The 20,208-nt window shown below is 48.1% G+C and carries 11 protein-coding genes; all 11 read right to left on the minus strand.

Annotated features, from left to right (window positions below; translation table 11 throughout):
- Positions 1 to 29: 29 nt before the first annotated feature.
- Complete coding sequence (locus tag AC58UX_RS09485) at positions 30 to 6,620, minus strand: S-layer homology domain-containing protein (protein ID WP_497251770.1); 6,591 nt, start codon at positions 6,618 to 6,620, stop codon at positions 30 to 32.
- Positions 6,621 to 6,871: 251 nt separating this feature from the next.
- A complete protein-coding gene (locus tag AC58UX_RS09490) occupies positions 6,872 to 7,741 on the minus strand; it encodes a carbohydrate ABC transporter permease (protein ID WP_497251772.1) in 870 nt (289 codons plus the stop codon).
- Positions 7,742 to 7,769: 28 nt separating this feature from the next.
- On the minus strand, positions 7,770 to 8,693 hold the full coding sequence (locus AC58UX_RS09495; protein ID WP_497252143.1) for an ABC transporter permease: 924 nt from the start codon (positions 8,691 to 8,693) through the stop codon (positions 7,770 to 7,772).
- Between the two features lie 134 nt (positions 8,694 to 8,827).
- Positions 8,828 to 10,024 (minus strand): glucuronate isomerase, encoded by a 1,197-nt coding sequence (locus AC58UX_RS09500; protein WP_497251773.1) that lies wholly within the window; start codon positions 10,022 to 10,024, stop codon positions 8,828 to 8,830.
- 154 nt (positions 10,025 to 10,178) lie between these two features.
- Positions 10,179 to 11,171 (minus strand): aldo/keto reductase, encoded by a 993-nt coding sequence (locus tag AC58UX_RS09505; protein WP_497251775.1) that lies wholly within the window; start codon positions 11,169 to 11,171, stop codon positions 10,179 to 10,181.
- A gap of 21 nt (positions 11,172 to 11,192) precedes the next feature.
- Positions 11,193 to 12,968 carry a glycoside hydrolase family 36 protein gene (locus tag AC58UX_RS09510; RefSeq protein WP_497251777.1) on the minus strand — a complete coding sequence of 592 codons (1,776 nt, stop codon included), beginning with the start codon at positions 12,966 to 12,968 and terminating at the stop codon, positions 11,193 to 11,195.
- Complete coding sequence (locus AC58UX_RS09515; RefSeq protein WP_497251779.1) at positions 12,965 to 13,339, minus strand: cupin domain-containing protein; 375 nt, start codon at positions 13,337 to 13,339, stop codon at positions 12,965 to 12,967. Before AC58UX_RS09515 ends, AC58UX_RS09510 begins: the two co-directional genes overlap by 4 nt.
- Before the next feature lie 4 nt (positions 13,340 to 13,343).
- The gene (locus tag AC58UX_RS09520; RefSeq protein WP_497251781.1) at positions 13,344 to 15,554 is read right to left on the minus strand and encodes an alpha-galactosidase; all 2,211 of its coding nucleotides are present in this window, start codon (positions 15,552 to 15,554) and stop codon (positions 13,344 to 13,346) included.
- Between the two features lie 24 nt (positions 15,555 to 15,578).
- Positions 15,579 to 16,961, minus strand: coding sequence for an MATE family efflux transporter (locus tag AC58UX_RS09525; protein WP_497251783.1), 1,383 nt, complete (start codon positions 16,959 to 16,961; stop codon positions 15,579 to 15,581).
- 13 nt (positions 16,962 to 16,974) lie between these two features.
- Positions 16,975 to 18,360: a family 4 glycosyl hydrolase gene (locus AC58UX_RS09530; protein ID WP_497251785.1), complete on the minus strand. Its 1,386-nt coding sequence runs from the start codon at positions 18,358 to 18,360 to the stop codon at positions 16,975 to 16,977.
- Positions 18,361 to 18,814: 454 nt separating this feature from the next.
- The gene (locus tag AC58UX_RS09535; protein ID WP_497251787.1) at positions 18,815 to 20,122 is read right to left on the minus strand and encodes a sn-glycerol-1-phosphate dehydrogenase; all 1,308 of its coding nucleotides are present in this window, start codon (positions 20,120 to 20,122) and stop codon (positions 18,815 to 18,817) included.
- Positions 20,123 to 20,208 lie beyond the last annotated feature (86 nt).

Below are 20,208 nucleotides of genomic sequence, written 5' to 3' on the forward strand. Positions count from 1 at the left end.
GCCAAACAGCATGGCGGTCTGGGCATCAATCAGCTTATAAATTGTAAGAATTGCAGCATGCGCTTCAGTATGGTGGCTGCTTGTGCACGTGTTGCTGGCTCTGTCGGCGCGAAGGCATTGTTGGTCACGCCTTGAATAAGCCCGGCAGTCAGTGCTTGTGCAATGGCTGTTTTCGACCATTCACCGATATGCGAGCGGTCAGTGAAACGATCTAATACAGTGCTGCCGGCTTGGATTTCCTTGCCGCCTACTTGCATCGCGCGCATCATCATCGCCACCATTTGTTCGCGAGTGATGATGGCGTTAGGTCTAAACGTACCATCCTCGTAGCCGTTGATCAAGCCCGCTTGATGCGCCGTGCTAACAGCTCCAGCGAACCAGTCGCTTGGTTGTACATCACGGAATGCATCTGCTTTCTTCTGAGCGAGTCCAAGTGAGCGAACTAACATCGCCGCAAACTCAGCACGCGTAACTTGTGCCTCAGGTGCAAACTGGTGTTCCGTCATTCCGTCAACAATCCTTTTATTCGCCAGCAGCTCAACATCCGCTTTGGCCCAATGTCCAGCTAAATCTGCAAAGGATTGATTGGATTGAATAACCGTGTACGTACTGTTGTGCGGCGAATGAATCGTAACTTCAGATGACCCATTCTTGGTCGTAATGATAGCCGGTATGAAATGGATTTGATCATTCTCATCGATCCACACCGCAGTTACCTTCTCGGGGTCACCTGTCCATGTCCCCAAGCTCAGCGTACGGTTAACATAAACGCCGCCAAAATCATTCATTTCTTTTCCGTTAACCGTGATCGTAAATTCAATTGGATTCGTAACGATTTGCTTCGCGTTCAACTTGTTCACTGCTGCAAGGACATCGTCTCCGGCTTTTCCGGAAACTTTCGAAATCACAACGCTAACCGTTGAATCCTTAGCCATGTTGCTAAACAATTGGGCTGGCAATTCGTACGTCGCACCATTCGCTTTAATTTGAATCACCACGTCAGGTTGCTTCTTGATTGCGTTCAGGATCGCTTGACCTGGCAGTTCCACATTAACAATGGAGGCACTGTCTTTCACTTCGATGACAACAACTGGCGCTGTTGATGCTTTCTCCAGCTTATCCGGATCTAGGGTAACTTTCGTAACCGTCTTTCCATCCGGCGTTGTTTCTTTCGTTACTTTGGCATCTTTAGCCAGATCGATGATCCCCGTTGTTCCTGAACTAGAACCTGTTCCTGTTCCGCTACCTGGCCCTGTACTTGGCCCTGGATCTGTCGTACGGGCTGTAACTGTAATATTGGCCAAAGCCTTATAAGTTACACCCGTTACGGTTCCTTGCACGCTAAAGCTCCCTGCAGCAGCATATTGGGATGCTGTAACCGTATCCCAAATCACTGGCCGCTGGCCTGTCGTGTTGTCGCTGTAAACCGCTGTAACGACTGTCGGTAGCACAGGAGCTACTCCTACAGTAGTAGTGATGCTAATTGGTGCTATACCTACGATATCCGTTGACATGTTAAGTAAGGTCGGTGCCGAAATCATAAATTTGCGTGAATACGGATCGGTTCCTTTGGATCTTACATTCACTTTGGAGAAATCAGTTATGGTACTCGGTAACATATAGGTTGTGACACCTGCTGGTAAATCAGCCAGTACCGTTGTCTCATTGTACACTGTGTAACCTTCACTTAATACATTAGCGTTCCACTTCAGCAGGTTACCTGCACCGCTTGCTTCGATCGTCAGATGCTGCGGAGGAAGAGGCGCATTGAACACTTGTACTTGTGTAAGGCGTGGAGGTCCAGTAAGATCTGCACCTGCATTTCCCCCAGAAGCGTTCTCTACGGTTACTTTAATATATCTGGCATGGTAAGTTTTCCCCAGGTTTATTGGATGAGAGCTATCTGCTGAATCCGTACCGCCATCCCTAATGCCAGTATCATACGTATACCCTAAAGCTGTCTGCTTATCCACTTGTTGAAAGGTCATATGATTAAATTCAGCTGCCGATGAATGATCGCTATAATCAGCAGCCACAGACACCGTTGCGCCCTTTAACCTCGTGGATTTGGCAAACAATCTAATTTGGCTAAAATCCATAGCCTGGCCAAGGTCGATAACAAAGCTGCCTTTGCGCGCTCCGTCAGTACCCAGCCATGAATAATTGCCAATTTGATCTAAATAGGTAACGTTTGTTACCGTCCATTTGGTCGGATCCTGGAGGACACCATTGGTCAATTTGTTGGCATTTCCGTAACCATTTGCGGTAGCCGATTGCAGCTGAATCGGGTTAGCACCTACTGTCGGACCAACATTATACGCCTTTTTATTAAGCGCTAGGTTAACAGATGACACCCCTGATGCCAACTTACTTATCGTAATGTCGGACAGCCCGAGCTCAGCGTCATATGCAGAGTTGGTGCCGTTAGCGGAGCTGCGGTAAATCCCCCATTTTGGACGCAAATATTGATCAAACGCAGCCGGATACTCGGTCTCAAAGCCGCCTGCTCGTTCCGGTCTCCGCCATAGATCTTTAACTCCGTCGCCTGTACCTTGATTACCGAACACCTGATAAACATCGGGACTGTCAAAGCTGTATACCTTGCCCGTCACTTGATCCGTAATCTTAATGGTGAGCCAGCCGCTGTCAGAAATGTGAGCTTTCATCTCTACCTTGATCCAGTGCCCATCAATGTCCTTCATAGGAATTCTCATCAGCGTCTTATCGCCGTCATAACGGTTATGATTGACAACCAGGTCCCTGTTCGTTGTTCCAGAGATAGACATCGCAATGATATAGGCGCCATTTTCGCCGCCGTTGTTGCCGCCTGGCAATGTATCCGGCGCTTGACGATTCGTTGCCTTCAATTGGAAGAGATGCCTGAAGTTTGGCTGATTCCATTGGATGCCATCTGGAATATTCCACATCCATTCGTAGGAAACTAAATCCCCTTCGTACGCGACAAAATCCTTATTTGAATCTTCGCTTGGGCGAATTTCAACTCGTTGCCGATCCGTTGTAGCTGCGCCATCAACGATATAGCCGACACTTGGGTCAAATACACCTTTGTGACCATACTCGCCATCACGAGTTTTATCCAAGAACTCATTATTCAAACCTCTACCGTATTCAAAAATCTTGAACACGTTTTTTTGCAAGGTGCTGTCCCAAACACTCTGGATATGATCATCTGCCGCAGTCGCCCGAGGCTGGTCACCATAAAAGGCATGGTAGGCATCTCTTATTCTTTTCGTAACGCCTTCAACTGGTTCGTCGGTCCCCATTGCCCCGCCTAGCACATTGTAAGGAGATACGCCTTCAATAGCGTTCATCTTGATCGTCTTCGCATTTGCACCGTACCCCCGAGCAATGACATCCAAAGTAAATAACGAAGGGGTACTGCTGTTAAAATGGAACATCATTTCATGCGTGCCTAGAGGTAATTTGGCAAGATAAGAAGGTGTAAAGGTAACCTTATTACCAGATAGGGAGTAATCCGTATTTAGTAGAAGCGTATTGTCACCCTTCGTAATGCTCGTTAACACTTGCCCGCCAAGGTTCATCGTTGTCGTGACAGGTGCAACTTGATCCCATGTACTGTAGGTATCCTTAGCCGGTACTAACGCAGTTTCATTCGTAACGACATCTTTGCCGTAAATCGTCAATCCGGATAACCCCATCATAGAATTGGTATCATTCGCACGCTTATCGCTAGGGCCAACCAGCACCGTGTTGATCATGACATACCGTGCTGTGAACGGATACAAAAACGTCTTCGTATCATAGCCCCATTGTTGACCGTTATACGTCACATAAGACCACAGACCTTCGGTCTCCGTTCCGCCAGCGAGCTTCCAGCCGTTTGCCTTCCAATCATAATCATGTGCCCCATTAGAAGATGAGGTCGTAGGTGCACTTGACCATGATGCAGGATCATTGCTGTAATATACCTCAAACCTGGTAGCATTACTTTGAATATTCGTGATGGTGTTAGGTATTTCAAGGTATACTTTATCAACTGTTTTAGGAACGCCTAAGTCAAGCGTTAACGCTAGTGAAGATGGCGAATAGTCGCCTTTATAGACAGCTGAGCTTTCATTACGCCAATAACCGCTTCCACCTGATCGTAACGCATCTATCCCCAAATGATTACTCGCTTCCGAGCTTACTTTGAGATTGACACCAGCTTGCGGTGTAAAACGAGAAGGATCTAGCAGGTTAACTGACGCACTAGGGATAACTGGAATTTCCGTTACTGAAGGTTCACCGAACACATTGAATACATTTGCTTTGATTCCGCCAGCACTACTATCTAATTGCACATCGGACACAAGCAATACATATTGCGCTCCAATCGGCTCGGCCAGTGTGTGATTGGCTTTTTCGTTATTTTCTAGTTGTGTCGTTTTTCCTACGCCAGGGATTGGCTGCCATAAGGCTCCATTTGCCGTCTCAAGCGGTTTACGCGTTGCCTCCGAAGTTGCCGACAGGGCATTGCCCTCTTTGAGTTCATTAAATGCTGCTGCATCATTCGCGTAGTACACCTGATAATTTTTCAAAAACTTACTATTACTCGTCCACTCAATTTGAATGTTACTCACATCTATTTTCTTTTCCAGCTGTACAGCCGCCCAATATTGGTAACCCTCTGTTTTGGTAAGGGAGCTGTTCGCCTGCCAAGCCGTTGTGGCATTATCATCAATAAAGTTGTTTTTGCTGTTGCTGCTGCTAGACACAACCTTAAGCGCAGCCCCGGGAGTTACCGCCCAATTTTTATAACTGGAAAGATTCACTTCAATAAATGGTTGAATATGCGATGAGTTCGTAATTCCGGAACCATTAAATTCACCAACGATTTTATTCATGCCCGTATGATCAGGGTTATAGCCAGCTGAGCTCCAGGTAACGTTCACCTTCTCTGTTTTCCCCGTACTCAGGGTGACATCAAGCTGTGAAGGTAAAGCTAAACTACCAAAAGCCGTACCTTGAGAAGCTGAAATGGCTGTTGGCCTTGCCCATGCAACAACGTCCTTCGCTTGAACATTAGGGTTCCAGCCGTCAGGAAAAATATAGCTGTCTTTATCCCTTTTAATTAAGTGAATATCCGACAAATACATGGTTGCTGCTTGCCATTCATCGGCATAGGCGGCATCTGCTGGGCTGTTATACAACCCCCGGTAAAGCCCCCATTTAGAACGGTTTTGTTGACCCGCTTCAACGGGGAGATCCGTTCTCTCAAGTCTGCCAGTTGTCGGATTGGTCACTTCAGGCCGTCTAGAGGTTTCGGCTGTCATTCCGCCTTTGAATAACTCTTCGCCAGTTTCCAAGTCGACAAGCTTACCGTATACATAACCTTTATCAGCCGTTAAGATCGTGACTTCAAAATCAAGCCAGCGATCTGCTACCTTCTCAAAAGGTATCGTGAATAATGGCTTAATCCGATCCGCATAGCTGCCATCCGGATTGTTTCTAAATTCGAGCTGCCCTTTGCCTTCGCTGGAAACCAGAGTTAGCGTAGTTACAGGTTGGCCGGCTGCGTTACCAGCTATTTCTTTCAGTTGAAAGATGTGCCAGAACCGATGTGGATTAATAAAATCACCAGCTTTATATTCACCAACATCCTGCCCAAACCTTAACGTTTCCGACGGGAGCATGAGTCTCCAGTGATGGGTCATAATGTCGCCGCCAACGCTATTGGCATCGATGTTGGCTGCGCTGGTATTACTCTTGATCTCCAATCTCTGCCGGTCGCTGCCCACCGCTCCGCGATCTCCGTCGTCCCGACTTACCCCTTCTGGCGTAACAAAAGGTTTAAACTCGTGAAAGCGCAAAATGTCAGAGGTGAGTTTAGACGTTCCTGGCACGCCTGCTATACCATATTTCGTAAGCGCATTCAGATCATTTCGCCCGATCGTCTGCAAATACATATTGTCTCCTAGCCATGATTCATTTACAGTCGAAGCCACGGGGTAGTCCCCTGAACGGTCGTATACCGACTCCGCCCATGGTTTCCCACTATAGGAAGAAGGGCTAGTTGGGCCCTCGATGGAACCCGTACCACTGCCATTGCCGATCTTGGAGGCGCCCATTACATCCCATGCGGATTCGCCTGCCTGAATATTGAGCGGTGAAAATTTGTCATTGGGCCCCATTGTACCTGCAATAGGAGGCACCACTTTATCTACCGTTACTGTTATAGTGTATTTTCTGCTATTGCTGCTGTTATTGGTATCCGTTACTACCAAATAATACGTCGTGGTTCCACTTGTTGAAAATTGGTCCATTTTCGCATCACCTTTGTTAATGCCGCTGGCAGCAAAAGGGATTACCGTTGTATCGTCACTTCTGTACAGAACTGCGTTTGCACCATTCGTTGTTACATTCAGCATTTGATATAGGGTTCCATAAGGCAAGGATATGCCGATTGTTGCATCAGTAAGATCAACGACTGCGTTAGCTGGCTTATTCACGTGTATGTCCAAAATGCCCAAGTTGTCTTCCGGCGCTGCATGAACCGTCTCTACTGGATTCATGTTAATCAATGTAAGAACAAGAGCTAATGAAAGCACTAAGCTTACGGCCTTTTTAAGTACTTGTTGCTTCAACATCCTACTGAACATTCTAAAGCCTCCTTTGAGTCAGCTACACCTATTTGAAACAAGGGGTTATCGTTCACAGTGCAATCGCTTCCATAACGAAAGTTACGTTCATCTCCTTCCTTCCCCTACTCGACTGATTGTAAATCACTAATTAATTTCCATATATGTAAAAATTTACGATTACAGTTGCTTTATTTACGATTTTGCTGTCATGCTTATTGGAGCAAAAAACCACCCCATTCACATTCACAGGGTGGCTGATCTTTGCTGTTTTAAGATTTAACCGAACCTACCATCATCCCTTGGATAAAGTGCTTTTGCAGGAACGGATAGACGCACAGGATTGGAATCGTAGCCACGACAATGACTGCCATCTTAATCCCTTCAGGAGATAGGAGCTGCAGAAGTTCCGAGGATACATCCGATTGCCCCATCTGATCTGTAAATACAATTTCCCTCAGCCGTACCTGCAGCGGAATCCATTGTCGATGATCGATATAGAAGACGGCTTCGGCATAACGGTTCCAATGACCCACTGCATACATGATGCCCATAGTCGCCATTGCTGGTTTAGAGAGCGGCAAGACGATATTCCAAAGGATCCGGAACTCTCCGCACCCGTCCATGCGTGCCGAATCCAGCAGCTCTGAAGGCAGATTCAGGAAAAACGAACGCATTACGAATAAATTAAACGCGCTTATTGCCATAGGAAGCATTAAAGCCCAGAGGGTATTCAACATCCCTAATTGCTTGATCAACAAATAGTTAGGAATTAACGGTGCGCTGAAAATTAAAGTAAACAACACCAACAAAAGGATGGTTTTACGATACAAATACTCAGGTCTGGACAAAGGATATGCGAGCGTAGTTGTCATAAATAGATTAATGAATGTGCCAAATACCGTAATAATGACGCTATTCCGGAACCCCAGCCAGATCGTCGGATCCTCTAAAATAAGTTTATAGCTGCCCAATGTAAAACCTACAGGCCAAAATGATACCTCTCCTGCATTAATTGCCGCGTTGTTGCTTAAAGACTGGGCAATAATGTGAATAAGGGGCAGCACCATGCTCAATCCAAGGCCACCTAACAATAGCATGTTGACGATATTAAAAATTTTATGGCCTCTTGTCATAATCATAGCCATTCACCTCCGGTCCCTTTCCGCATCAGTACAAGCCCTCGCCGGTCATTTTTTTACTAAACATATTACTGATCATAATTAACATCAGACCCACAACCGATTTGAACAATCCGATGGCTGTCGTGTAGCTGTATTGACGATCAACAAGCCCTGCCCGGTACACAAACGTATCAATAATTTCCCCATTCTCATTGTTGAGCGGGTTAAGAAATACAAAGACGCGTTCGAAACCGAAATCGAGGAAATTACCTATCTGAAGCAAAAATAAAATGACGATCGTTGGTAAGATGCTTGGAAGCGTGATGGAGAACACTTGCCGAATGCGACTAGCTCCATCAATTTGTGCGGCTTCGTACAGATCAGGATTAATGCCTGCAATCGCTGCCAAGTAGATGATCGTCCCCCAACCGCTATCCTTCCAAATCCCCGAACTAATGAGAATGGTCCGAATATAGCTATTTTCCCCTAAGAAATAAATGGGCTCAACGCCGAACAAAGAGAGTAAATGATTGACGATTCCCGTGGAAGGCGACAATACCCCAACGACAATACCGCCGACGATGACCCACGACAGGAAATGGGGCAGATACACCACGGTTTGTACAATTCGTTTATAGGCCATAATGCGTACTTCATTAATGAGCAGAGCCAAGATGATTGGAATTGGAAAAGCGAAAAACATATCATAAATACCGATTAATATCGTATTTTTTAAAATTTGAAGGAAATCGGTATAAGCGAACATGCGTTGAAAATGCTCTAATCCGACCCAGTCGCTTCCTTTAATTCCTTTGAAAATGTTGTAGTTCTGAAAGGCAATGACTGAACCGAATAAGGGGATGTATTTAAAAAGTAAAAAATAAATAATTCCCGGTAATGAGATCACATAAATCGGCCAATGTTTTCGCATAAAAGCCCATTTCTGGCTCTGCGATGAGAATTGATACATGTTTTGATCGGCTGGCTGTATTTTGCTGGCCATAGTTTCCTCCCCTTCTTGCATGCTGCATGGATTTGACTTCTTCATCTTACTAGGGTTGCTCCGATGCGACGATGGTGTAACTTATAGCGGATTGTGTTTTTTTACGATACGCCATACCGCTTCGCTGCACTATGGTACAGCCAATTCTCCGCCACATAGATCGCCGTGTCGTAATCAATCCAGCCTGCCGCGATCTGCCCCCATAGGAAGTCGCTCACAATCCGTTTGACAAGCACAATCTTGCCATAGCTCCACTCCATACATCTGGCATCAGAAACAATGAGTGAGCTTTTGATCGCTGGAAGCGCCTCTAATCGGTACTGCATACTATCTCGATACGTACTCGCTCGGAAGTTAAACCACCAATGTCCACCAACATGAACATTCGGAAAGTTCCATGCCGCTTGGACAATATCCAGATTGTTAAGCTCCGAGGCTACCACGAGCTCAAAGGTACAAGCATAAGCATCAAACAAGGCAGACAGCTTTAGGATGCGAGCTGGATCATTGACTGGCGTGGCTGTTCCACACCAGGAACGTTCCACACCGAGAAATAGCTGTATGAGTAGTCCCCTTTGCTCGGCTGCGGCTCCTAATTCGTGCAGAAGCATCATTAAGATCTCATCCTTGGTGCTGCCCTGCCCGACCACAACCTTGCGGTTCGCTCTAGCTTCATAGCTCGGCAATGTGGTCATGATGCCCGGGTAACCCGCTTCCTTATAGGTATCCAATAGCTGAGCCAGTTTCACTCGCACTTGTGCGAATGCTCCTGCCGGGTCATGTGATTGCTCGACTTCACTGACCCAACCGCCTAATTTACCATCAATTCGTGGAATCAGGATGGCATTCTCACGCATATTTTGAAAATCTGCATGTTCCGCTATATTCGTGACGAATCTTTTTACGTTCAATCGGTCTGCTACTTCTTGCGCCCACGTTGCACGTTGCGCAGACTGTTTAACGGCGGCATCAGCTTCCCTTACCGAGGCAGCGTCACGGATGACAATGCCGTATAAATCTCGGAAAATATGCGTCATGGCCACATTCATCATCGTATTTCTCGACCCGTGGTAAGCTTCCAGGAAGGCAGCGATCCGTTCGTCCTCCGGAAGCTCCATGGCATTCGCCGGGTAACCGGCAGCCTGCAGCTCACGAAACAACCAGAAATAGTGGGCAATCTCCCAGAAGTCGCCTGCACAGAGTCGATCCCCCACTAGATGGGTGTGCGTATCCACAACGGGCAGCTGCATGATCTGCGCCTCAAAATCTTCCTTTCCCCGCTTCATCTGCTTATCCATTCCTCTTCCTCCTTCTACACGTCATATGTCCTGATGGTACATGGATTGCCTGATCTGTTACATGGGGTAACTTCCACTGGGTTGTGATTTTTTATGATTGTTGAAAATGAAAAAAACACCGAATGGACGACACTGTCCACTCGATGTTCTTATCTCATTTACTTAATATGTGATCGATAATGTCCAATTCTTCCTGCGTAAAATTTGGCTGCTTCAAAGCGGCCACATTATCATCCAGCTGACTCACTTTACTTGCGCCAATTAAGGCAGAAGTTACATGTCCCTTGCGAAGAACCCATGCTAAAGCCATCTGGGCCAGACTTTGCCCTCGCTCCTGAGCTAGAACATTCAATAGACGAGACTTCGCAATCTTTTCCTCCGTAATATCCTCAGGTCTTAGGAACACACTTCCCCCTGCAGCACGAGAATCCGCCGGAATGTTTTCCAAATAACGATCCGTCAGAAGTCCCCTAGCCAGTGGACTGTAGGCGATGGACCCCACACCTTCTCTTGCTAAAATGTCTTGCAGACCCTGCTCCAATCTTCTCTCGAACATCGAGTAGTGAACTTGATGGATAATAAACGGCGTGCCAAGGCCTTTCAAAATGGCTGCAGCTTGCTCCGTTTGCTCCGCGTTATAGTTGGACACGCCTACATACAGCGCTTTGCCCTGACGGACCGCTTGATCCAGTGCGCTCATCGTTTCTTCCAAAGGTGTCTCCGCATCAAAACGGTGCGAATAATAAATATCGACATAATCCAAGCCTAGTCGCTTCAAGCTTTGATCGAGGCTGGCGAGCATGCTTTTGCGGGAGCCACGCTCTCCATAGGGACCGTCCCACATGCGATAGCCAGCTTTCGTAGCAATGATCAACTCATCCCGATATGGCTGCAAATCTTTTTTCAAAATGTGCCCAAACACTTCTTCGGCAGAGCCTGTCGGTGGACCATAATTGTTGGCAAGATCGAAATGGGTAATCCCCAGATCAAAGGCATGACGCGCTAGCGCTCTACTATTCTCAAAGTGATCGACACCGCCAAAATTGTGCCACAATCCAAACGAAATCGGCGGCAGCTTAAGGCCGCTCTTTCCGCTTCGATTGTACGGCATGTCGGCATATCTTCTCTCATTTGCTGCATAGTTCATTGCTGATCCCCCTTTTTTAAATCAAATTGATATGGTTGCAAGGCCTGACGCCGGAATGGCAAGCTTATGAATGCCTGTCTTCAACAGGACAGATAGCTCTTCCGTGATTTCACCACAGCAATTGTGAATGGTCACTTTCGCTGTACCCATTTCACCCGTAACCTCTACATAGAGTCCGTCCTGCCTTCTGCCGTTCACAACGATCCATTGAGCTACCTTCGTAGCTGCATCGAGAGGCACAATTTGCTCCTGATAAGCGACGACAATCCCTCGATTCTCATGTACAGCTCTGACTAGCGGATATAATAATTCCGGATTCATAGGCTCAATAGAGCCGTCCAGCAACAAGGTGCGGTTCTCTTTCCAGAAAGCCAGCCAGTAGGTCAGCATTTTTAAATGATCGGAAGGCAGCTTATCCAAAAGGACGGATATCTGCGGCACCGAGAACAAACAGTTAATCAATTGTAAGGCGGCGCTTTCTACGGGTTCTTCCGGATGCCACATAATCATATCGGCATGAGCCGCCGTATTTCCACAAATCAGCCTAAGATCCAGCGTTCGCACACGATTCTGAATGCTGTCGTTCGGACAGTCAGACGCACGGAACATATTGCCGTATTTGCGCATGGCAGGGCCGATATACATTTGACGGAACTCAATCATAATGGCAGGGTTCAATTCCCTCAGTCTGCCGATACAGTCCGTCAGTAGCCGGTCAACAGCAGCAGGTATCGATTCATAATCCTTACCTTCCACTGTGGAAGGCAGCTGCAGCTCCGGCGAATAGAACGTATCAATGAAGTCCAGCTTGAAGCCGTCCAAGCCCCATTCTATAACCGCTTTTTCATATGTATTAATAATGTATTCCCTGACATCCGGGTATCGCGGATCCAATACTGCTGCTCCGTGTCCTTCGTTATAGCGAAGAATTTTATTGTTAAATCGATCCCATGCCCTACTGTATTTACCGATAAAAGGAACGGAGTACCAGAGGATAAACTTCATGCCTAACGCATGAACCACATCCACATGCCGCTTCATATCGGGGAATTTGCCCTCATAGGTCTCCCAATCGCCGCAATAAGCATACCCTCTGCGATTATCTGCCGTCTGCCAGCCATCGTCCACAATGACGGCTTCCATCCCCAACGTTTTGGCGATACGGCACTGTTCTTCGATATGTGCGTCTGTAACATTCTGATGCATGCTGTACCAAGTCGAATACATCGGTTCTTTCGCCGCTTCAGGAACGAATGCTGGTTGATATTCCGGCATCTCACTCCACCATGCTTGAACGCCATCAAGGCTTTCATAGTACGGAACATCTCTCGTATCTACGAGAAGCTTCGCTTCATACGATTGGAATGGCGCCGTCGTCTCTGTAAACAATTGGACGCGGCAATGAAAATCAGCCGTTTCCTCGCTGATGCCCCCCGAATAGTGCACTGTGTTAAGTGCATCCGAATAGGCAAATGTCAGCCTGTTGCGCCCCAAGCTATTAAACAACGCGTAAACAGGTGCCGACGCAGCAGCATTGGAACGCAATGTGCGCATCCAATCCGCCTTAAAACTTTTATTACGGTCTTGAGCTGGATGCCAGCTGCCTTGAATGTCACAAGCAGGATGGGACCAACGAAGCGTAAATACGGGAGGCGTCAACGCCTCCTCTGCATCCAATCGCAGTGTGATGAGATCGATTCCTTCTTGCAGCTTTTCCGTAAACAGTGTGGCAATAAATCCAGTATCCTCCCCAGATAAATGAAAAGAATGGGTACCCGTGTTTATGATTTTGTTCACACTGCATCCTCCTTCAGTTGATTCTTATGCCGAATCGGACCAGCATGGCACCACACCGTGACAATCGGGTCGTCCTCACTCGAATTGAGGTGATGATCCTCACCGGGTTCAATAATGACGATATCTCCGGTTGTAACCGGAATATGCTCGCCATTCATCTCCATCGTTCCTGTTCCCTGTAAAATAATGAACGCTTCACAATCTCCGTGAACATGATAGTCCCTTCCATCAGGTCCATCGTTCGTATGACTGCGGCCGCCTCGTTTCGCGAAAGACAAGCCGCCCGACGATAAATAAGCACCTGGTAATACATCCTGCAAAATATGACCGTTCCTCTTATCCTGCAAATCGCTCAAACGCAGCTTTTTCATCTTGTCATTCCTCCATTTTCAAGCTGTACAGACGGCTTCGGAAATCGCCCTTCCAGATCGGCAAATTAAGACCAACGTGCATGAGCTCATCTCCTCCAAATATTTCCACAACTCCATCCTGATCTCCCATATCATAAAGTAAATAATTGCTCTCTGGTGCAAGGCCCTTCAAACGCATTTTCCTAAGAGGCGCGTTCGGCTCTGACAGCACTTTGAAAAAAGCGACCAACGCTTCCTTCTTATCCTCGGAAACAAACATCCAAGCCGCATGATTGTGTTCAAAAGGACTGATCAGTCGGTAAAACTCCCCAAACTGGATTAAGGGGCGCAATTGTTTATACAGCGCGACTTGCTGCTTCACGGCATCCTTTTCCTCTTGCGTAAATGTTGTCAAATCAAGCTCATAGCCGAAGTTACCCGACATCGCCACATGCCCACGCATCTCAAGCGACGTCATACGATGCACCTGATGGTTAGGAACGGCAGAAACATGCGCGCCCATCGTGCTAATTGGGTACACCATGCTTGTGCCATATTGAATTTTTAGCCGTTCAATGGCGTCCGTATTATCACTCGTCCACGTCTGCGGCATGTAGTAAAGCATCCCAGGATCGAACCTCCCGCCGCCGCCGGAACAGCTTTCGAACAAGACGTGCGGAAATGCGGTGGTAATCCGATCCAACACTTCGTAAAGCCCGAGCATATACCGATGTGCTGTTTCCCGTTGTCGTTCTGGCGGGAGCTGAGCAGAACCAATTTCCGTCATATTGCGGTTCATATCCCATTTCACATACGTGATGGGGCTGCTCGCAAGGATATCGGTGATGACCTTAACGATGTAATCTCTAACATCTTGACGTGAATAGTCGAGAATCAGCTGCTGTCTTGCTTCTGTCCTACGTCGGCCTGTCACGTGCAGACACCAGTCGGGATGGGCCCGATACAGATCACTGTCCGGAGATACCATTTCAGGCTCAAACCATAAGCCGAACTCTAGTTCTTGTTCTTTCACACGGCTTACCAAATCAGGCATGCCTAGTGGAAGCTTGTTTCGATCAACGAACCAATCGCCGAGTGAGCTTTTATCATTGTCTCGCTTGCCGAACCAACCATCGTCTAGCACGAGAAGCTCTAAACCGAGCTCCTTGCCCACTCGCGCAAGCTCTTCTATTTTATCTGCATCAAAATTGAAATATGTAGCTTCCCAGTTATTGATGAGAATCGGCCGATGACGATCACGGAAAGCTCCCCGGCATAATCTCGTGCGATACAGCTTGTGATACGTGCGCGACATCCCGCCGATGCCTTCGGCAGAATAAACGAGAACCGCTTCCGGCGTTTGAAACGCTTGACCAGGCTCCAACAGCCACGAAAAATCAAACGAATTGATGCCCATCACGACACGGGTCGTTCCATATGGGTCCACTTCGGCTTGAGCAACGAAGCTTCCGCTGTATACAAGACTAAATCCGTAAACTTCTCCGTTATCTTCATCCGCTTGCTTGGAAAGCAGTGCCATGAAGGGGTTGAGCGAATGGCTGCTAGATCCCCTTCGGCTTTCTATCACAGACCCGCCTGTGGTAATGGGACGTCTTTCCACATGACGCTCGCGCGCCCATGTCCCCGATAAATGAAGCATATCGAAATCGCTATGTGACATATCCATACCGAAGCTCAATGCTCGCAGCAGCTTGATGGACTGATCTCCCTCATTAATGAAACGAACGGACCGGGTTATCGCATCAAAATCACGAAATACGGTATACGTGAGAATCGCCTTTAATCCGAGCAATGGATCACACAATACGATATCGATACTCTCTGCTTCGCTTTCATCCTCCGTATAGGTGGATGGTAACCCCTCTAACGGTGCTTTTCCTGCGTAAATCCGGTGGGACTCATAAACGAGTTCACTGACTGTGGTTCCGTCTTCCATTTGCACCTGATAGGCCGGAACTCGAAAATCACTCCCGCCATATGCTGGAAATTCCTGCGGCAAGGTGTCCAAAGATAATGTAAGATCATTCGGATCCGTAGATGGAGAGAAAGAGCAGCGACGCCTGATAGCGAGCAGCCCTCCCGGGTTGCTGCCGCGCACTTGGCGTCCCCAATGAACATGAGCCACATACTTGGATTTGATCAGCTGCATGATATAGCTCGATGACTTTCCTTGAAGATGGAAAGTTTGCGAAATTGAATCGTACACAATCCCCATTTTGACGCGTCCCCTTTGTGCTTATTAAACCTTGAGATGCTTCCAAATCCCGCGTTTGAACCTCAAATAAATCAAATTAGACCTCAGAAATTGATCACTTGCCACCGCACACCATAAACCGATCATGCCCCAATGAAAGACTTCTACAAACAAATAACTCAGTACCACTCGAATTCCCCAGACGCCAATGAATGTGGAATACAGGGGATAACGGGTATCTCCCGCTCCACGTAACGCGCCTCCAAGAACAAACTGTGAAATTTGTGAGACTTGGATAAAGCCTACGATCCGAAGGGCCCAAGCTCCTTCACGAATCATTGTTTCGTCATTGGTATACAGCGATAGAATATGTGGAGCGAACAAAATGAAAAGCGCTCCCATAAACCCAGCCACAATCATGCCGTACTTCCGCACCTGCCACACGTAGCGTTCAGCAAGATCGGGCTTGTTTACACCTAGGGTCTGCCCAACCAGCGTTGAAGCGGCAATGGCAAATGCAGCACCCGGCATAAACGAGATGCCAATGATGCTCGTTACAATTTGCGAAGCCGCGATGGCAACGGTTCCCAAACCCGCACTGATTTTTACAAACATCATAATCCCTACGCGCATGATCAACTGCTCAAGACTGCTCGGTATCCCAATCCGCAACATTCGGCTAATCATCACTCGATCCAAACGACTTATCTCGGACCAGCCGATACGAACCGTAAATTTGCCGCTAAACAGGACAGCAATAAAGCAAATCATCGCCCCAGACTGAACCGCCAAAGTAGCAATCGCTGCGCCTGTAATGCCCATTTGGGGCAAACCGAGATGACCGTAAATTAGCACAAACCCAAGGGACACATTCACGCAGCCTGTCAGCACGTTGATTTTCATTGGCGTTCGAGTATCTCCAGAACCTCGCAAAATAGCGGATACAGCAGACGAGATGGAAGAAAAACCGATCGAGAGGAACATGATCTTCGCATAGGATAAGCCAATCTGAACGACCTCATCGCTGGCTCCCATCAAGTGAAGCAAACTCTCCGCAAAGGTAACGCCGAAGGCAACAATGAGGACAGAAAGGACTGTACCGAGCAACAGCGATTGCCCTGCAGCCAAATTAGCGTCCCCCATCTTCCCTGCTCCAGTGGAACGGGCGACGATAACGGTTGTTCCCGAATTCAACGCGGCAAAAAGAACCGTTAATAAGGAATAAGGTTGGCTGGTTAAGCCAACAGCTGCCACGGCAACCGCTCCAAGGTGCCCGACCAGGATCATCATCACCATTTGCGTAGCGTTCATAAGCAGCATTTCCGTCAAAGATGGACCTGCCAATTTGAAAATCATCCGGCGAACTGCTTTATCATCCTGCGGGTTTACGGAGGCGGATTCGCTGTATAACGCTGCTTCTTCACTCATGGCTGGCCCGCCATCAGATGTTCCATCCAGGCAAATAAGCTTTCGTATTGTGCAGCATCTGATCGAACAATACTTCTGCATCGTGGATATCGATCGTCACTAACGGATCATTGATAAACGCTTTGAATGCCATATCTTTGTCCTTTTGGAGAGCAGCCTTCAAAATAAGCTCCTGATTCATCGTATGCTGCAAGACGAGATTATTCACTTCCATCGGAAGCTCGCCGGCGTAGACCGGACGCAAGCTATTTGCAGAGAACACAGCATTCGTTTCTACAACTGCGCCCAGCGGAATCCCCTTCATTTGACCGACATTAGGAACATTAATATTCGTTACGAATTGTTCAAGACCGATCAGACCTTTTAACTGTCTAACTTCTTCTTCTCCGGATGTCTTGAGCGGCAGCTTCTCCTCACCACTTAACAACTTCCCGTAAAACAATTCCGTTGCAGCATGCTTCTCGACACGACTTTGGACCGACGTTAAACCAAATTTCCAGGATCGCACCGTCTCTGGATTTTTCAAATACCAAGGAGGCATGAATTCCGCCAAGTGGCGATCACCCGCTGCTGCAATAACCCCATAACGCCGAAATAAATCAAATTTCACGCGATTCGCCGCCGTGTACGTGTTCGTAACCCAGGCATCTTTGTTGTGTTCAAATCCGGATTCATAATATTTATCAACAAACTTGCGATACATCGGAAGTAAGTCCATATTGTGATACGTCGCTTGATCGATCCATGTAAAATGGTTAATGCCCAGCACATTCACTTTCACTTGATCGCGATGGACACCTTCAATTCCTTCCATATCGCGAAGCATGCGAATCAATAGTCCTTGCACACCGAATATCTCATGGCAGCAGCCAATCGCTTTTATTTTAGGAAATACTTCGTAAAGCGTCCGTGTGCAGAGCGTCATGGGGTTCGTATAATTAAACACCCAAGCATCAGGGGAGTATCGCTCAATTGCTTGCGCGATTTCCACATACATCGGAATGGTGCGAAGAGCTCTTAACAGTCCCCCTGGTCCTGTCGTATCTCCAACGGCTTGGTATATACCGTATTGTTCCGGCGCATGGACATCGGATGCCATTTCTTCAAAAGTGCCTGGTAGAATCGAGATAAAAACAAAATCGCATCCATTCAACGCCTCTTGAAGCGTTGGATACGCCTTGTATGTCCATTTGGATTTCGTCTCTGCATAATCAGAAACCGAGTTACCCAGTTTTTCATTATTTTTGGCTTTGCCGTAGTCAAGATCATACAAACGAATGGTGCCCGATAATTGACCGTCCAGCGCCAAGTCGGCAATCAGATTTTTAGCCCAATACATCGAGCCGCCGCCAATATAAGCGATTTGGATATCGCTGACCTTCTCTTGAGCAAATTTCATGTTGCCCCTCCTTCATCATGTAGAACCGTCTATCATTCGCTACCAGTATAGAAAACAAATCCACATTAGAGGATGGCAAAAATTAAGTGGGGTTGTGATTTTTTATGCTGGGGTGATGAGAGGGGGAAATGCGGAACGTGATTCCAGTGTCTAAACCTACTCTCTGGCTAATGAGAATTGCAAAAGTGCAACTTTTTTCAATCAAATACACGATTTTAGTTGAAATTGATGCAAAAAGGCATCAATTTCTGTGTTTTCTCCTCCAACTAGTCCTTTTCTCCCCAAAAAGATGCCTTTCTGCACTTATTTGAAACGTTGACATAGATTCCCTTGGAAAAGATGCTCTTTTGCATCTTTGCTTTCTATGAGTCAGACCTTTACTACTTACATGTCAAAAAAAGGGGCTGCCCCAAAAGTAGATCCAGCTACTTTTGGGACAACCCCCTATACATGCTTACAGCAGCCGCTGTAAGCGTAAAATCGTAAACCGGTTGCGCACGAACAGCGCATCCTGCAGCGACGCCTCTACTAGCTCCGGCTCCACGCCAAGCTGGGCCGGCGTCACCGGCCCCTGCACCGCCGCGAGCCACGCAGCAAGCAGCGAAGGCGCCGGAACCCCGCGGGCGATGTCTTGCACATCGCCCCAGCAAGCCGCGATGCGCGCCCTCAGCGCGCGCGCATCAACCCCCATCGCCGACGCATTTTCGGCGATGATGGCTTCGGCCATGGCCCCGTAGGCCGCCCGGATGCGTTCCGCATCCGTCTGCGCACTCGGGGCCTGCCCTTGCGCTAGGCGCGCAGCGGCCTCGTCGGCCGTGAGCCCCAGCAGCGCTTGATAGCGCTGCGCCATGAGCACGGTCGCGACGCCGACCTTCGCGCCGTGCAGCAGCGCCCGGCGGCGCTGCTGCAGAAGCACCATCTCCCAATAATGGGAGAGATGGTGCTCAGCCCCGGAGGCCGGCCGCGAGTGGCCGACCAAGAGCATGGAAAGGCCGGATAGGATCAGGCCTTCCATTAATCGACGCATGCCCAGCTCGGTGCGCTGCGCAATCTCTTCCAGATGTGCGGTGACCAGCTCCACCGCCTCCAACGTCAACCGAGCGCTAAGCTCGCAGTAGTGCTCGTCCAGCAGCACGCGGCCGAGCGACCAGTCCGCAAGCGAGGTGTGCTTGCCGAGCATATCGCCTACGCCGGCCGCAATCATCGCCTGCGGCGAGGCTGCGAGGATGCTTAAGTCGGCGAAGATTGCTTCCGGCGCCGAGCAAGGGATCGTTTGCTTGAAGCCGCGAACGATCAGTGGTGCGCCCACAGACGCAAAGCCGTCAACGGACGGCGCTGTCGGCACGGATAGGAACGGCCTATTCGTACGGTGACTGACGAAACGCACGATGTCATGAATCGTCCCAGTACCCACAGCGAGTAATACTTGTGATGTAAGTGTGGTGTCCAACATCAGCTGCACGATAGCTTCCTCATCAGCAGCCACTTCCCCCATCCCGTTCTCGCGAATGACGCTCAAGCCAACGTTTATCTGCCCTTCTTCCAATAACGAGCGAAGCTTCTCCCCAGCCACCGCATACGTATTCGCATCCGCCACAAGGGTCACTTCCGTATAGCCTGCTTCCCTCACATAGGCGACAGCATCAACCAACGCATTTCGTTCTATCACAATTCGGCGAATCGGAATCTCATGCTTCTGCCCGCAGGCGCACGCCACCTTTTTGCCTAACCATTCGTTCAGCAATTCACTCAAATCTATCATCTCCTGACCTGTACATCTCCCCCTATTCTAGCGTAACCTATGCTATAATTAAAGCCGTTCTGACCGATTTCATGCATGAAAAGAGG

Source organism: Paenibacillus sp. J22P90, from assembly GCF_059692195.1.